Origin of the sequence: Brachyspira pilosicoli, assembly GCF_008016535.1 — a bacterium.
Classification (GTDB): Bacteria; Spirochaetota; Brachyspiria; order Brachyspirales; family Brachyspiraceae; genus Brachyspira; species Brachyspira pilosicoli_A.
On the sequence record NZ_SAXY01000032.1, the window covers coordinates 56,867 to 72,529 of the forward strand.

General features: G+C 26.5%; 15 protein-coding genes and 1 pseudogene. 4 read left to right on the forward strand and 12 right to left on the reverse strand.

What is annotated here, in order from left to right; genetic code table 11:
• Window positions 1–237 precede the first annotated feature (237 nt).
• Entirely contained in the window at window positions 238–1,218 is a 981-nt protein-coding gene (locus EPJ72_RS05260) for an aminotransferase class I/II-fold pyridoxal phosphate-dependent enzyme (protein ID WP_147731164.1), read from the forward strand.
• Here the strand turns inward: EPJ72_RS05260 and atpG are convergent.
• The 8 genes and pseudogenes from atpG to atpB all read right to left on the reverse strand — a co-directional run bounded on the left by atpG (window position 1,211) and on the right by atpB (window position 7,404).
• On the reverse strand, window positions 1,211–2,092 hold the full coding sequence (gene atpG / locus EPJ72_RS05265; RefSeq protein WP_147731165.1) for an ATP synthase F1 subunit gamma: 882 nt from the start codon (window positions 2,090–2,092) through the stop codon (window positions 1,211–1,213). The two genes, EPJ72_RS05260 and atpG, sit on opposite strands and share 8 nt — an antisense overlap.
• Window position 2,093: 1 nt before the next feature.
• Window positions 2,094–2,929: pseudogene (locus EPJ72_RS05270) on the reverse strand (beta-1,6-N-acetylglucosaminyltransferase).
• Between the two features lie 2 nt (window positions 2,930–2,931).
• Window positions 2,932–4,431, reverse strand: a complete 1,500-nt coding sequence (gene atpA / locus EPJ72_RS05275; protein ID WP_147731166.1) for a F0F1 ATP synthase subunit alpha — start codon at window positions 4,429–4,431, stop codon at window positions 2,932–2,934.
• Between the two features lie 32 nt (window positions 4,432–4,463).
• On the reverse strand, window positions 4,464–5,090 hold the full coding sequence (gene atpH, locus EPJ72_RS05280) for an ATP synthase F1 subunit delta (RefSeq protein WP_147731167.1): 627 nt from the start codon (window positions 5,088–5,090) through the stop codon (window positions 4,464–4,466).
• Window positions 5,091–5,115: 25 nt separating this feature from the next.
• Window positions 5,116–5,652, reverse strand: a complete 537-nt coding sequence (gene atpH, locus EPJ72_RS05285) for an ATP synthase F1 subunit delta (RefSeq protein WP_147731168.1) — start codon at window positions 5,650–5,652, stop codon at window positions 5,116–5,118.
• Window positions 5,653–5,689: 37 nt separating this feature from the next.
• On the reverse strand, window positions 5,690–6,190 hold the full coding sequence (atpF, locus tag EPJ72_RS05290) for a F0F1 ATP synthase subunit B (RefSeq protein WP_147731169.1): 501 nt from the start codon (window positions 6,188–6,190) through the stop codon (window positions 5,690–5,692).
• A gap of 41 nt (window positions 6,191–6,231) precedes the next feature.
• The gene (gene atpE / locus EPJ72_RS05295; RefSeq protein WP_013243520.1) at window positions 6,232–6,453 is read right to left on the reverse strand and encodes an ATP synthase F0 subunit C; all 222 of its coding nucleotides are present in this window, start codon (window positions 6,451–6,453) and stop codon (window positions 6,232–6,234) included.
• A gap of 42 nt (window positions 6,454–6,495) precedes the next feature.
• The gene (atpB, locus tag EPJ72_RS05300) at window positions 6,496–7,404 is read right to left on the reverse strand and encodes a F0F1 ATP synthase subunit A (protein ID WP_147731170.1); all 909 of its coding nucleotides are present in this window, start codon (window positions 7,402–7,404) and stop codon (window positions 6,496–6,498) included.
• A gap of 187 nt (window positions 7,405–7,591) precedes the next feature.
• On the opposite strand from atpB, the gene EPJ72_RS05305 reads away from it, so the two are divergent.
• Window positions 7,592–8,527 (forward strand): DDE-type integrase/transposase/recombinase, encoded by a 936-nt coding sequence (locus EPJ72_RS05305; RefSeq protein ID WP_158636882.1) that lies wholly within the window; start codon window positions 7,592–7,594, stop codon window positions 8,525–8,527.
• A gap of 6 nt (window positions 8,528–8,533) precedes the next feature.
• On the opposite strand, the gene EPJ72_RS05310 is transcribed toward EPJ72_RS05305, so the two are convergent.
• Complete coding sequence (locus EPJ72_RS05310) at window positions 8,534–8,869, reverse strand: STAS domain-containing protein (RefSeq protein ID WP_147731171.1); 336 nt, start codon at window positions 8,867–8,869, stop codon at window positions 8,534–8,536.
• Window positions 8,870–9,228: 359 nt separating this feature from the next.
• Here EPJ72_RS05310 and EPJ72_RS05315 point away from each other — a divergent pair, with 359 nt between their 5' ends.
• Both EPJ72_RS05315 and EPJ72_RS05320 read left to right on the forward strand, forming a co-directional pair.
• The gene (locus EPJ72_RS05315) at window positions 9,229–10,428 is read left to right on the forward strand and encodes an OmpA family protein (RefSeq protein WP_277871909.1); all 1,200 of its coding nucleotides are present in this window, start codon (window positions 9,229–9,231) and stop codon (window positions 10,426–10,428) included.
• A gap of 27 nt (window positions 10,429–10,455) precedes the next feature.
• Window positions 10,456–11,130 carry a PoNe immunity protein domain-containing protein gene (locus tag EPJ72_RS05320; RefSeq protein ID WP_147731173.1) on the forward strand — a complete coding sequence of 225 codons (675 nt, stop codon included), beginning with the start codon at window positions 10,456–10,458 and terminating at the stop codon, window positions 11,128–11,130.
• Window positions 11,131–11,210: 80 nt separating this feature from the next.
• Here EPJ72_RS05320 and EPJ72_RS05325 read toward each other — a convergent pair whose 3' ends face one another.
• From EPJ72_RS05325 to nusB, 3 genes are all read right to left on the reverse strand, one after another.
• Window positions 11,211–12,755, reverse strand: a complete 1,545-nt coding sequence (locus EPJ72_RS05325; protein ID WP_147731174.1) for a bifunctional metallophosphatase/5'-nucleotidase — start codon at window positions 12,753–12,755, stop codon at window positions 11,211–11,213.
• Window positions 12,756–12,828: 73 nt separating this feature from the next.
• Complete coding sequence (locus EPJ72_RS05330; protein WP_147731175.1) at window positions 12,829–14,712, reverse strand: tetratricopeptide repeat protein; 1,884 nt, start codon at window positions 14,710–14,712, stop codon at window positions 12,829–12,831.
• Complete coding sequence (nusB, locus tag EPJ72_RS05335; protein WP_147731176.1) at window positions 14,684–15,208, reverse strand: transcription antitermination factor NusB; 525 nt, start codon at window positions 15,206–15,208, stop codon at window positions 14,684–14,686. Before nusB ends, EPJ72_RS05330 begins: the two co-directional genes overlap by 29 nt.
• Window positions 15,209–15,663 lie beyond the last annotated feature (455 nt).

Genomic DNA, 15,663 nt, shown 5'->3' on the forward strand with positions numbered 1-15,663 from the left:
TGTATAAATATTATTAATATTTACAAAAAAGTCAAGTATAATTTATTATGTTTTTCATATTAAACAATATAAAAAATAATACATTTTTTACATAAAAAATACTATAACTTAAATTATTTACTAAGTATATTTAATAATTTATATCAATAACAAAAAATAAAATAATTAGTAATAGATTTTTACATTAAATAATACTTTCTTATTTATTTTTATGTTTTTTAATATATAATAATTTTTATGAAAAAAGAAAAAGAAAAGATTTATTTAGATAAAAACGAAAACCCTTATAAACCTTCAAAAAATATTATAAAAGAACTTGAAAGTTTTGATATAGAATCTTTTAGGCTTTTTCCAGATTATAGTGCTAAAGAATTAGATTTAGCTATGGCGAATAATCTTAATATTGATAAAGATAATATTATATCTGTTAATGGAATGTATGAGGCTTTTTATTGTATATTAAATTCTTTTGAAAATAAAAAAATATTTCTACAAGAGCCTTATAGAGATTTATATAAAAACATTTTAGAATATTCAAAAATTGATTTTGAAATTATAAAAGCAAAAGAAGATTATAATATAGATTTGGATGCTTTTAATAGTATAAAGAAAAGCATAATAATAACAAGCAGCCCCAATGCAGAAACAGGACTTTTTATAGAAAATATAGAAAAATACATAAATAAAAATAATATATATGTTTTAGATGAATCTTACATAAGTTTTGCTTGGAATAGTGCTTTAAGATTGATAGACAAATATGACAATTTAATAATAATCTATTCAATAGCACATTCTCATTCACTCTCAGCTCTTAATATAAACTTTTTAATATCAAACAAAATTAATATAGATAAGTTTTCTAATATAAGACAAAAATACGGCATAAATAAATTATCAGAAAAAATAGCTATAGCTTCAATTAATGATAAAGAAACTTCCATAAAAAATATAAGTTCTATAATATTGGAAAGAGATAAAATGGAGAGTTTACTAAGCAAAGAAGGTTTTTTGGTGCTGCCTTCTAAATCAAATTTCCTTCTTATAAAACACCCAAATAGAAGCTCTAAGTATATATATGATGAACTTACAAAAAATAATATATTTGTAAAAAACTATGAAGATAGCAACATATTAAAAGATTTTTTAAGAGTTACCATATCAGACAGTGAAACAAATAATATACTGCTAAAAACTTTATATAATATACTTAATTAATAGCTTCAGAACCGCCTATAATATCAAGAAGCTCATTAGTAATATGTTCTTGTCTAGCTCTGTTAGCTTTATTTTTTAAGTCTTCAAGAAGTCTTTCAGCATTATCAGTAGCGTTTCTCATAGCAATAGCCCTCTCAGCATTCTCTGACAAAAAAGAACTAGTTATCATAAAGTAAAAATAAGTTTTTATAGCTAATGGCACAACTTCTTTTAATACATCATCAATATTTGGCTCTATTAAATAATCAAGCTGTTTTTTTATTTTTCTTCCTTCAATATCTTCTTCATCTGGAATCATAGGGATTAAACTTTTAATTTTAGGAATATGAACCACTCTTGTATAATATCTTGTATATATAACTTCCACTCTAGAAGCATTATCCACAACATAATCATGCATAAAACGCTGTACAACTGTAGCACAATCATCAAAAGTAGACTCTTCATCTATACGAGGATATTTACGTGATATTGGTATGTTTTGTTTTTCAAAGTATACTTCGCCCTTTTTACCTAATACGTGAAGCTCAACAGTTCTTCCATGTCTGTAATGATGCCTAATTCTCTCCATTGCTTCATCTAATATTTTTGTGTTATAAGAGCCGCATAATCCTCTGCTTGATGTTATTACAAATAATATAATATTTTTTATCGTTTTTTTAGGAGATAGCAGCGGATGCAAATGATCCATATCTGAATGTGAAAGCTCTTCTACTATTCTATTTAACTTTTGTGTATAAGGTCTCATACCTTGCTCTACGCTAAGTATTTTAGCTGTTTTAGAGCGTGCTATCATATCCATAGTTTTTGTAATTTTATGTGTGCTTGTTACGGCTTTAATTCTTGCTTTTAATACATTAAGTTTCTCTGCCATATTATTTCACCTCTAAATCTTTATATAGCTTATCTATTATATCATTATCAATATTTTCATCAAATTTACGGGCAAATAAATTATTATTAATATTGTTTTTTATATTCTCATAATCTTTCATTTTTAGATTAAATGGAGCTCCGCCATCCCATATAATATATCTAAGACAATCATTCACACAATTATCTTTAAACTTGCTATTGAGAAGTATTGATTGAAAATAAAACTCATCACTTCCCCAAGTATAATTAAATCTTTTAAGAAAGTTAGGATTTTTTTTCGTATAATCCAATATATATTTAATAGCATCATTAGTTAAATTCCACCACTGCGAACCATAATAAATATTTTCCGGAGTAGTGCGTTTTATAGGCGGAAATTTAGATATTAATTCTCTTATATTTCTATGAAAAATTAGTCTATACAATTTACCAAAATTATAAGAATTTAATCTAAAACTCATTTCATTGTAAAAACCTTTATCATATTTTATATTTTTGAAAGATGTAAACTCTTTATCTTTATTTAAATCAAAAAAATCAACTATTTCTTTATTAGTTTTTAATGGAATATCTTGTCCGCTATAAAAACATATCTGTCGTAATTATTTTTCACAGCCTCTTTAATTAAAAATAAAGTGGCAATGACTAAATTAACATCTCCATGATAAGTTTTAAATCTTTTATAAATATTTACATTGTCAAAGCTTTCTATATTTAATTTATTTCTTTTATCTATATGCACATATAAATCAAAATCAGTTTTAAGATGATTAATTAACCTCATAATCTGATTGTGATTCTTATGTGCCAAGATTAAAATACAATTTTTATTCATTATTAGAATTTAGCCTTAAACTCTTCTATGATGCTGTTAAGTTCATCAACATTTTCAATATCTTTCTTTTCTTTTATGCTATCTAATATATACTGCTTATCAGCTTTCATATATTGAAGCAGTCTCCATTCAAATTCAGGCACTCTTTCTAATTCAACATTATCCAAAAATCCCTTTGTAGCGGCAAATAATATAACAACTTGCTCTTCCATAGGTATTGGGCTATACTGTTTTTGTTTAAGAAGCTCAACCATTTTAGCACCTCTGTCTAATTGAGCCAAAGTAGCCTTATCAAGACCTATACCAAGCTGCGAGAAAGCCTCAAGAGACCTATATGATGCCAAATCAAGCCTCAAAGTACCAGCAACTTTTTTCATAGCCTTAGTTTGAGCATTACCGCCTACACGAGAAACCGATATACCAACATCAATAGCAGGACGAACACCGCTCATAAACAAACTAGGAAGCAAATATATCTGTCCGTCTGTAATTGATATTACGTTTGTAGGAATGTATGCAGATACTTCATTGTCTTGAGTCTCGATGATAGGTAAAGCAGTTAAAGAACCCGCACCTAATTCATCGCTCAATTTTGAAGCTCTTTCTAATAATCTTGAATGCAAATAAAATACATCGCCGGGGAAAGCTTCTCTTCCAGGAGGTCTTCTAAGAAGAAGTGATATTTGTCTGTATGCATTAGCCTGTTTAGATAAGTCATCGTATATTATAAGAGTGTCTTTTTTCTCTTCATACATAAAATATTCTGCCATCGCACAACCAGCATAAGGAGCAATATATAATAGCGGAGCAGAATCTGAAGCAGTAGCAGCAACCACTATAGTATAATCTAAAGCTCCATGCTGTCTTAAAGTTTCAACAACACCCGCAACAGTAGAAGCCTTTTGACCTATAGCTACATACACACATATAACACCAGTATCTTTTTGATTGATAATTGTATCAAGAGCAATAGAAGTTTTACCAGTGCTTCTGTCTCCAATAATAAGCTGTCTCTGTCCTCTTCCTATAGGTGTCATAGAATCTATTGCCTTTATACCAGTTTGAAGCGGTTGCTTTACAGCCTGCCTATCTGCAATTCCCGGAGCAGGATATTCTATTACTCTTCTTTTGCTTGTATTAATATCGCCCTTACCGTCTAAAGGAACCCCCAAAGGATTAACAACTCTTCCTAAAAGCTCTTCCCCTACAGGAACTTCTAATATTCTTTTTAATCTGCTAACCTTACTTCCTTCTTTTATGCCGACATAGTCTCCTAATACAATAGCCCCAATAGTCTCTTCTTCCAAGTTAAAAGCTATTCCTATAGCACCGCATTCAAATTTAATCATCTCATTGGACATAATATGCGGAAGTCCAACTATCCTTGCTATACCATCACCAACCTCTACTACTACACCCACTTCATTAGGAGCAAAATCTGCTTTGTAATTTTTTATCTCCTCTTTAAGTAAAGCAGCAATTTCATTAGCTTTTATATTCATAAAACATTTCCTTAAAAATTATTATGTAAAAATTATTCCGCAAGAAGAGAATCTTTTACACTATTTAAAAGCCTCTTCATACTATAATCATATATAATATCTTCTATCTCTACTATTATACCGCCTATAATAGATTCATTAATATCAATATAAAAATGAACATTCTTATTAACCATCTTTATAATCTCTCTTTTCAATTCTTCAATGCCTTCCAACTCTTTAGCAATAGTAATTCTTACAGAGAGTATATCATAAAACTCATTACATAAGTTTTCATATTCCACTATTATAGCAGGTAAAATATTAAATAAATCCTTTTCTACTAATATAGATAATAAATTAAGAGCCTCCTGAGATATTTTATTCTCATATACTCTCCTAATAACATCAACCCTTACATTTCCATCTATAAAATTTGAAGTGAAAAAAGAAAAAGTATCTTTATCTTCAAATAAAGATGAATAGATAACATCAAAATCTTTTTTAATAATATCTATCTTTTTTAATTCATTAGCTGCATCAAACATAGCCTTAGCATAGTTTTTAGCACTTGCCTCATTTTTTACTATACGCTTAAATCTAGCGGTTTTTTCTTTCTGAACCTCATTGAATATTTCAGTTTTTAAATTTGTAAAAATTTCGGCAGTTATAGGATCCATATTCTCCTCTATAAACTAATAATTATTAAACAAATCTATTTTTCATCATATTTATCTGATTCTTTATACTATAATCATAAACCGTATTGCCAATATTAACTATTATACCGCCAATTAAACTATCATCTATCTCTATAGTATATTCTATTTTTTTATCAGAAAATGATTTTATAGTGTCTATTATTTGTTTTATAGTATCTTCATTTATGTTACAAGAAGCTGTAATTTTTACTCTCACAGTATTATTATATTCATCAAGCATTGTACCATAAATATCTACTATATTAGCCAATTCATCTATAAGCTCATTTTCTATAAGTAAATTGATAAAAGAAAAAATCTCCTTAGAAAATATTGATTTTAATTTCTTTTCTACAAGTTTTATCTTTTCTCTTTTATCTATTTTTTTATCATCAAAATATTTTTTTATCTCTTCATCTTCAAATAATTTAGAGCATTCTTTAAGTTCTTTATATATTTCATTTATTAAACCAGACTCTTTAGCTATATTAAATATAGCACTAGCGGCAGGTGTTAATAATTTTTCATCATTACTGTTCATTTTAATAAAGCCCTATCTTTATTAGAGATACATATTTTTATTTATTGTTATCTTTCTCAAAATTATTTACAAACTCATTTATCAAAGCCTGATTATCATTTTTATCTATATTTCTTTTTAATATAGTTTCAGCCATAACAACGGCAATGTCCACAGCCTGTTTTCTAACATTTCCCATAGCTTCATCTTTAGCTCTGTCAATTTCAGAGAGTATTTTACTTCTATGAGATTCAGCCTCTTCACGAGCATTGCCAATAATTTTATCTCTAACCCTATTAGCCTCAATCCTAGCATTTTCTATTATAGAACTAGCCTCTGCCTTAGCATTATCTATTTGTTCCCTATATGCAGCCAAAGATTTCTTAGCATTTTCTCTAGTTTTTTCTGCCTCTTCTAAGTCCTCTTGTATCTTATCTGCACGTGCATTTAAACCTTTAAGAATAATCTTCCAAGTAGAAGCTCCAAGTACAGCAAGAACTAGTAAAAATGTAATCCAAGTCCATATAATAATACCTGGATCTATTTTTAAAAGTGCCATAGGTATTTACCCCCATTTATTATAATCAATGCCCTTAAATATTACTTTGTAAATAAAGCTAAAATACATATAACTAAAGCAAATAAACCAACACCTTCTATTAAAGCAGCAGAAATAAGCATAGCTGTTTGTATCTTACCAGAAGCCTCAGGCTGTCTAGCAATACCTTCAACTGCTCTTGAACCTATAAAACCTATACCCAAACCAACTCCAATAGCTGCAAGTCCTGCTCCTATAGTAGCTCCTATTATAGCAAATTCCATTTTTTTACTCCTTTTTATTAAAAAATATAATTTAATTTATAATTAATGCTCATCGCTAATGGCAATCTGTATATAAACCGCCGATAACAATGAGAATATATAAGCTTGTAAAACAGCAACAAACATCTCAAGTACATATATAAAACTCAAGAATAATACCGCAAAAGGCGATACCAATAAACTTCCAGACATAATAATAAGATAAGGTATTACTATCATCATTATATGTCCGCCTGTGATGTTGGCAAATAAACGTATAGTTAAAGCAAATGCACGGTTAAACAAAGTGATAAACTCTAAAACCCATATTATAGGTATTAAAGGTATTGGAAGACCTTTTGGTACTAATTTTATCCAATATTTTATTATTCCTTTCTTTCTTATTCCTGCGAATATATAAACAACAAATACTAATAAAGCAATAGCACCTGTAAAACCAATGTTAGCTCCTAAACCGCCTGCTAAATAAGCATAATGTCCATCTTCTGTAGGAAGTTTTATTAAGGCAGGTAATAGTCCTAAAAGGTTAGAAAATAATACGAATAAAAACACAGTCAAACAAAAAGGTACATATTTTTTACCCTCTTCGCCTAAAGCGGCTCCTATAACATCTTTATTCATATAGTCTATTATAATTTCTAATAGGTTTTGTAAATATGTTGGCTTATTAAATGGTCTTTTTAATTTATGAGCCAAATATTTCATACTGAGTATTGATAAAATACCTGCTGCTGTTACCAAAATAATATGCTTTGTTATTTTAAAGTCGAAATCTATATAATGTCCTAATTTTATAGGTATAGAGAAGAAAGGATGTTCTGTGTTATCTCCTATCTCTTCCATAATATAATCATTAATACTTTCGGCTGCAAATACTTCGCTATTTGAAAAAATACTGAAACAAATTAAAAACATTATAAAAACATTTCTAATAAAAATTAATCTATTCATAACTTCTTTTCTTTACTATAATTTTATAAATATAATTGCTATTAATTGTATAACTATTAAATAAAAAATCAAGAATTATTTTACAACTTTTGTTTAGGAGTGTGAGATATTGGACATTTTTTAGTATAAAAAAAGCAGTATCCTTGTTATAATATTTTGATATATAAAATAAATAAAGGATACTACTATGAAAAAAGATTATAGCACAGAATTTAAATTATTTATAGTGGATGAAGCATTAGAAACTAAAAATATTAAAAGATTTTTAAAGATAGAAAAAATACCCAAATCTACTTTTTATGCTTGGCTTAAAAAATATAAAGAAACTGGAACTGTCGCCAATTTTAGCACTAGACCGAAAACTTCTCCCAATATCTTTAATAATCAAAAAGCTATTAATTTAATTATTGAACTCTATACTAAAGAATATCGAGGTAAGCATTATATTAAAGCATATTTAAATCGTGAAGGCATTAAGATAGGTGTTACAGCTATAGAGAATGTACTAAAAAGAAATAATCTTTGGAGATACAAAATAAAAAAGAAAAAGAAGCGATATGATAAACGAAAATTTGTCTCTAAAATACAAAAAGAGGGCAAAATAGTTCAAATAGACACTAAATATATCAAATTAGGTAGAAAAACAGTCTATCAATTCACTGCTGTAGATTTAGCTACTCGTTATAGTTGGAGGCAGATCTATGAAGATAAAACACCTTCTAGTGCTTTATCTTTCTTAAAATATGTCTTAAAAACTTCACCTTTTAAGATACAAGCTATACAAACCGATAATGGTATAGAATATACTTATCGCTGTATTAATACTCCTAAAATCAATATTTTTGATGAATACTGCTTAAAAAATAAATTAGAGAGGAGATATATTCCTATAGCAACACCAAGATATAACGGCGTAGTAGAAAGAGTACACGGCATAGACGAAAGAGAATTTTATTCACGATTAAATAAAAATATCACAGTAGAATTATTGAGAGAAAAATTAAAAGAATATACACATTTTTATAACAATCAAAGATTGATTTCTTCGCTAGGTTATATTACAATCAAAGAAAGAATCAAAAATATTATAGCAAGTAAAAGTACAATATCTATGGCTCCATGACATATTTTACAACTTTTCTATAGCATCTGATACTGTCATAAAAATAGGAAAGAAGCTAATTATTTTTGTTAATTCAAAAACTTTTTTTACATTTTCTGTAATCTTTACTATCCCTATTTTTCCATTTACCTTTTTAAAAGAGCCAATTGCAAATACAAAAACTCCTATACCGCTGCTGTCTATATAATATACATCTTCCATATCTATAATTATTCTTTTTGCACCGAAGTCTATTTGTGAGTTTATAGCATCTTTTAAATCTGAAGAAGTATAAACATCAATATCTCCTACTAATTTTATTACAGAAGTATTATTTTCTAATTCTTCAATACTTATTTCCATTGTAAAAACTCCAATAAAAATTATATAAAATTATATATATAAAAATTAACATATATACTAATTTTTTACAACCATATTTTTATAATAACATTAACTTTCATATTTAATAATAAATATGCATAAAATAATAGGCTTAAGCTCATTTTTTTATATTAAAGAATATTTTTTATGATAAAATTATTAATATATTCATATTGACAAAATTATTAAAATATGATATATTAACCATATGATAAAATGTAGTAGTTTATTAACATCTATTAGACAGTCTACAGTCTACAGTCTACAGTCTACAGTCTACAGTCTACAGTCTACAGTCTACAGTAGTCTTTATAATATTTATATTAAAATATTATTATGTGTTATTTAAAAAATTAATTCTATGTGCAATACTGATACTTTTAGTTTCTTGCAATCAAAATATTATTGAACGAGAAGAAATAATATATAGTACAAATTTTGTTACTAATAATAAACATATTGTTAGAGTTCATTTTGATTTTGATAAATTTGTTTTGACTAAAGATTTTATTGAAACTGACATATTGACAGATTTAAGAACTAATAATAACATTAAAAAATTATACATATATGGTCATACAGATAATAAAGGAAAAGCATGGTATAATTATAGATTAGGCAATCAAAGAGCTCAAACTGTAAAAAATATAATATCAACAAATTATCCATTAGAAAATATAATATTAAAATCTTATGGACACAGCAATGCTATAGCAGATAATAATACAGAATTAGGAAGATACAGCAACAGAAGAGCAGATGTTTATATTGATTTAGTTGAAGAAAGTATAACATCTGCAACAAATATAGTTGAAATAAAAGAAAATAAAGTAAATATTAATATAAATTTTAAAACTTTGTTAATTATTATTTTAATAATATTATTAATTACTATTCTAATAATTTTTTATAATTACATATTAATGTTTTTGCGTTTTATTTTAGAATTTATTAAACTGATTTTTAATATATTAAAAGGAAAGGCTTTTGAAAAAAACGGTTACAATCCAAATCTAACTAAAAAATTTATTGAAATTAGTAAAATGAAATATGGGAAAATTTTATTAAAAATAGTTAAGTGTATGATATGTAGATTTTTCAATTTTTATTTTAAGTTACCTAAACCTAATAAACATGCAGATAATCATATAAAAGGTGCTGTTGGTGAGCTTTTAGTTAAGTTGTATTATTTAATAAACGGCTATACTATAATAGGTGCTGAAGATTATAAAAAAGGTGGAAATGGATTAGATTTAGTGCTAAAAGATCCTGGTGGTACTTCTTATACTATTGTCGAATCAAAATATGGGACTTCACAACCTGGATATGTGGAAGTTAAAGATACTAAAAATATTGCTAAACAAGGCAGTCCCGAATATAACATAGATAGAATGCCAGATTATCTTAAAAAGTGTGATATTAGTGAAGAAGAATATGGAAAAATATTAAGAAAAACAGCTAGAGGTGATATTAAATCTAAGTTAGCAAGAGTCCCTAATAGTGATGCTTGCTCAATAGAAATTAAAGATTTATATTAAAATAAAATTTTTTGATAAGGTGTTTTTATGAGAGATAAATTAAAAAATTATGAATATTTTAAAAATCATTTAAATTATATAGACGAAGATTTAGATATTTATTTAGATACATCCGACGGATATGAACCTAGTTATATTGGTTTGTATTCTTCATACTTTGCAAAGTTAATGGTAAAGTATTCAATAGGTGAAGAAATAGAAAATTTAAACGATAATTTCTTAAAAATTATAGAATATTTTAAAAAATCATATAATAGCGAAGAAACTAGTTATTCAAAAATATTAAATACTTTATCCTTATCTATTATTTTTAATAGAGATATTATTAAAAATTTGCATGAAGAAATAAGTAAAAGCGAATACTTTAATGATATAATTATAAAATTTTTTCTTAATTCAAATGATTATAAAAACTTTAATGCTGTATGGGAAGATATGATTCCTATAAAAGATATTATAGTAAATAAAGAAGATAAAGAATATTGTCAAAGTAATATAAAAAAGTATTTGGATAATTGGTATGAGAATAATAATGATGCTTATTGGTATGATAGACATAAAGAATCAGAGAGATATTTTGGTTATTGGTGCCTAGAAGCTGCTGCTATAACGATTCTTTTAGATTTAGACGATAAAGAGTATTCAAATCATCAATATTATCCAAGAGATTTTGTTTTATATGCAAGAAAAAAGAAGTTTTAGAGAATTATAAAGTTATTATTAAATTATTAATATACCCTGCCCCATCATCAATAAAATTATGAAGCAGGATATAATAATTTTTATTCAAATATTACTCTAGGATTATTATCTATATAGCTTTCTGGTATATTGTTAAGCTCTTTAATTTTTGCTATCATAGCATCACGCATATCATTACCAGTCATAACTATGTTTTTACCATTTTCTCCTATTCCTTTTCCGCTAGCATCTTGATAACCATCTCCTCCCAAAAATACAAAACTTGATAAAGCAACAGTATAATCTTTTGTTTCATCAATATTTTCACCATTTAAAGAAGCAGATAATAATTCTCCATTAGCATTATATTTTACTTCCATTCCCCTAGATAATTGTAAGAAAGCACCAGCACCTCTCTTTTGTCCTGATATTTTTAGCATTTCTAAAATATCTTTTCCTCTCAATGTAACCAATACAACCTCATTATCAAATGGGAAAAACTCATTTTGTATATTACCCAATGTTATATCTCCTTTTTTTAATGGAGTTCTAAGCCCGCCGGAGTTCATTAATACCATATCCAAATTATCATAAGAATCTAATACCAAATCACAAGCAAAATTTCCTATAGCCATAGAATTAGACCTTATTCCATCATGAGCAAGTTCTACAGGCAAAGTTCCTATTCTAACATTAAACTCCTTATCTACTGTTCCTCTCATCTCATCAATAAATGCAAGCATATCAGCATCTTGTTCTATAGTGTTATCCATAGGTATAAGTTTATAATTAAATTTTTCTATTTTGCCATTATTTACAGATAAGTCTATTTGTCCTAAATATCTTCCATAATATCCAGCCTGTACTATAGGTGTGCCCTTTACAATATCTGCTTTTTCCAAAACAGTATGGCTATGTCCTCCAACTATTACATCAAAAGTCTTAGGAAAAGCTTCTGCTATTTTTTTATCGCCCTCATAACCTACATGGCTTAAAAGTATTGTAATATCATTAGTTGTATTAAGAGGTGTGGATTTTAAGAAACTTTTTAATGATTCAATTTCTTCTTCAAATACTAATCCTTGAATATATTTAGGATTATAAACAGAATCTGTAGTTGTAATACCTATTATAGAAACATTAAGACCATTTACATTTGTAACTATATACGGCAAAGCATAATAGCTATTGTCATCTTTATTTTTTATGTTTATAGATAGAGTAGGGAATTTTCTCTCTTTCATTATTTGAGTAAAGTTTTCAAGTCCATAGTCTACAAAATGATTTCCAACTGTAGCAGCATCAACTCCTATCATATTCATAATATCAACTTCATCTCTGCCCAAAAATACTGTAGAATAAACACTTCCTGTAATAGTATCTCCAGCATGAATAATTAAAACATTATTATTTGTTTCTTCTACATCTTTGATATATTTAGCTCTCCTTGCAGCCCCATACATATAATTAGTTTCTGGAGGACTTACTTCTTTGTTTACTATCTTTTCTTCTTCATCTCTTCCATGAGTATCATTCATATGTATTATAGTTAACTCGCCCTTGTTTGTAGATTTTTTTACTGTATTATTATTGCATGATAATAAAGCAAAAAAAATCATTAGTAAAATAATGCTAATTTTTTTCATATATGTAAACTCCAATATTTTATATATAATATAGTATATTTTACTAATGATTATTGTCAATTATTAATATAAATTATTTTTTTTTGTTTAATACTTGTCTTAATCCCTCTTTTGCCTGGTAGTCTCCTCCATCATAGCTTAAAGCATTTCTATAGCTTTCTTCTGCATTATCCAATTCATTTAATCTAAAATAACATTTACCTAAAGCCAAATTTATATCAAACATTTCTTTTTTCTCTTCTGCCATAGTTAAAGCCTCGCTATAAGCATATATAGCATCATCATATTGAAGTCTTCTATAACAATAATTACCATAAAGCATATAGTTTTCTACTTTAGGAGATATTTCTACAAGCTGTCTATAATATGAGCTTGCTTCATTATATAAACGAATCTCTTCCATCATAGTGGATAAAGTTTTCCAAGCAGTCTCTCTTATAAATGTTGTATTATTCTCATCATTAGCAGCTACTAATAGAGATTCATTTGCTTTTTTGTATTCTCTGTTTTTATAATACAACATTCCTGCTCTATATAAACTTTCTCTGTCGTTAGGGTATTTTGATAGTGTATAATTATAATAATTCAAAGCCTCATTATAATTACCTATACTCTCATAATATATAGCCAAAGTTCTGCTAGGAAAAGCATTTCCTACAGATTCTTTTATTGAGTTTTCAAGTAATTTAATACCCCTGTCTGAGTTTCCATAATATAATTCTAATTCTCCTAATCTAGGTTTAAATATTGCTTTATTGGTTTCTATTGTATATATTTCTTTATAATATTTTAATGAAGCAGTAAATGCCTTTTGTCTGTAAGTGATATCTCCAAGTCTTTCTAAAGCTGTTTTATATAAATCATCTTTTTTATCGAGCATTATAATTTTTTTATAATTATCCTCAGCTTCATCTAATTTATTTCCTTTATAGTATGCATTTGCAAGAAGTCCTATAGCCTCATAAGCATTTGTATAGTTTTTTATTTTGGATAATCTATAATAATATTTTACAGCCTTATCATAATTATTTTCTTCTTCATATAAATTACCTAAAGCTATCATAGTATTAATATCATTAGGGTTTTGATTTAATATCTGCTCATAAACCTTTTTAATAGAATCGTAATCTTCAACTTGTTCATATACCTTTACTAATCTCTTTACAGATTCTACCTGTGTTTTAGAGTTAGCTAAACTTTTTAAATACATTTCTATAGCACTGTCAGTATCTCCCGCTATAACATATATATCGCCAAGCACATTAGCCGCCATATCAGCATATTCATTATTACTTTTTCTCACTAGCTTACTTAAAGTATCATAAGCTAAACTTTGCATCCCTTCGTTTAGTGCTATTATTCCAACATTAAACATAGCCTCATCATTTTCTTCAAGTTTAAGCACTCTTTCATAATATCCCTTAGCTAATCGAGGTAAATCTCTGTCCATATAAAATTTACCTATAGTAAGCAGTGTAGGCACATAGTTTGAATTAATAGACAATGCCTCTTCAAAAGTTACCAAAGCATCATCATACATCTCCATATTTAAATATGTGATTCCTATATTATGTTTCAACTCTTCATCAAAATATAAAGAATTGCTTACAGAACTAAATATTTTTAAGGCTTCTTCATAATTTCCTGTATCATTATATATTTTGCCTAATAAAATATTAGCTTCATATTCTTTTTTTGGGTCTATAGTTGCTGCTATTTCTTTTTTTAATATTGATTTAGCTTTGTTATAATCTTTTTTTCTGTAGTACTCTTGTGCTAAAGTATATTCATCTGCTATTCTTGGGTTTAATTTTATTTTGCCTTGATTAATAGCTACATTTAAAGATATTATAGATATTAAGCCCAATGCTCCTATAGATAATATAAATACAAAGATTCGTATACTTTGAAGTTTTTTTTCAATTTTTTTATTGTATATCTTTTTCTTGTATTGCATCTAAAATCCCATTAACAAATTTATAAGAATCTTTATCGCCAAATATCTTAGCTATTTCTACAGCCTCATCTATTATTACAGATTTTGGTATGTCTTTTAAATATATAAGTGAATATATAGAGATTCTTATTATAGACTTATCTACATATTGTATTCTTGAAATGTTCCAGTTTTTAGAATATTTTTCTATAATGCTGTCAATATTTTCTAAATTATTTATAGTGCCTTCAACAAGCTCTTTTGTAAAACTATTATTAGCTGCTTTTTTATCATCATATTCAAAATTAAAAAGCTCATTTATATTTGCTTTCTTTTCATTTATCTCATAGGAATACAAAGCCATAACAGCATATATTCTTGCCTGTCTTCTTTGTCCGTATTTTGATAAATCTAAGTCTTTTATTTTTTCTTTAGATTTTACTATTACTTTTTTCTTAATAGCTTTTTTAGGTGCTTCATTATTTACTTCTTCATTATTGTTTATTTCTTCAGACATACATTTCCCAGCAAAAAATTAATTTTCTATTATTATTTTCGGCAATGATATGCTTAAAAAATAATAGCAAATAAAATATTTTATATATATAAATATTAATAAATATTTATAAAATTAACAATTTAAATTTGAGAGTTTTTATTAATTTTTATATAAGTATTTTACTCATTTTTTCAAATTAAAAAGTATATACAAAATAATATAATTGTTAATTAATTCTTTACTTTTTATATAATTATTTCCTTATGTAAGGATTTTTAGTATAAAATTTTTTTAAAAATATCATTGCTTGTTTTTTCTTGCTTTTTTTGATGTCTTGTTAAAAATAAAAAAAGAGAGCCGAAAAGCCCCCTTTTTATTTGTTAATTATTTTTTATAATCCTTCGTAAGAATAAACCCCGCCGGATATTGCAGATAAACCAAATCTTCTATAATATGGTATAAATCCCTGTCTA

What these genes read in the sequence shown, in the direction of transcription:
- EPJ72_RS05260 (WP_147731164.1), top strand. Translation starts at nt 238, where the DNA reads ATGAAAAAAGAAAAAGAAAAGATTTATTTAGATAAAAACGAAAACCCT.
- atpG (WP_147731165.1), bottom strand. Translation starts at nt 2,092, where the DNA reads ATGGCAGAGAAACTTAATGTATTAAAAGCAAGAATTAAAGCCGTAACA.
- atpA (WP_147731166.1), bottom strand. Translation starts at nt 4,431, where the DNA reads ATGAATATAAAAGCTAATGAAATTGCTGCTTTACTTAAAGAGGAGATA.
- atpH (WP_147731167.1), bottom strand. Translation starts at nt 5,090, where the DNA reads ATGGATCCTATAACTGCCGAAATTTTTACAAATTTAAAAACTGAAATA.
- atpH (WP_147731168.1), bottom strand. Translation starts at nt 5,652, where the DNA reads ATGAACAGTAATGATGAAAAATTATTAACACCTGCCGCTAGTGCTATA.
- atpF (WP_147731169.1), bottom strand. Translation starts at nt 6,190, where the DNA reads ATGGCACTTTTAAAAATAGATCCAGGTATTATTATATGGACTTGGATT.
- atpE (WP_013243520.1), bottom strand. Translation starts at nt 6,453, where the DNA reads ATGGAATTTGCTATAATAGGAGCTACTATAGGAGCAGGACTTGCAGCT.
- atpB (WP_147731170.1), bottom strand. Translation starts at nt 7,404, where the DNA reads ATGAATAGATTAATTTTTATTAGAAATGTTTTTATAATGTTTTTAATT.
- EPJ72_RS05305 (WP_158636882.1), top strand. Translation starts at nt 7,592, where the DNA reads ATGAAAAAAGATTATAGCACAGAATTTAAATTATTTATAGTGGATGAA.
- EPJ72_RS05310 (WP_147731171.1), bottom strand. Translation starts at nt 8,869, where the DNA reads ATGGAAATAAGTATTGAAGAATTAGAAAATAATACTTCTGTAATAAAA.
- EPJ72_RS05320 (WP_147731173.1), top strand. Translation starts at nt 10,456, where the DNA reads ATGAGAGATAAATTAAAAAATTATGAATATTTTAAAAATCATTTAAAT.
- EPJ72_RS05325 (WP_147731174.1), bottom strand. Translation starts at nt 12,755, where the DNA reads ATGAAAAAAATTAGCATTATTTTACTAATGATTTTTTTTGCTTTATTA.
- EPJ72_RS05330 (WP_147731175.1), bottom strand. Translation starts at nt 14,712, where the DNA reads ATGCAATACAAGAAAAAGATATACAATAAAAAAATTGAAAAAAAACTT.
- nusB (WP_147731176.1), bottom strand. Translation starts at nt 15,208, where the DNA reads ATGTCTGAAGAAATAAACAATAATGAAGAAGTAAATAATGAAGCACCT.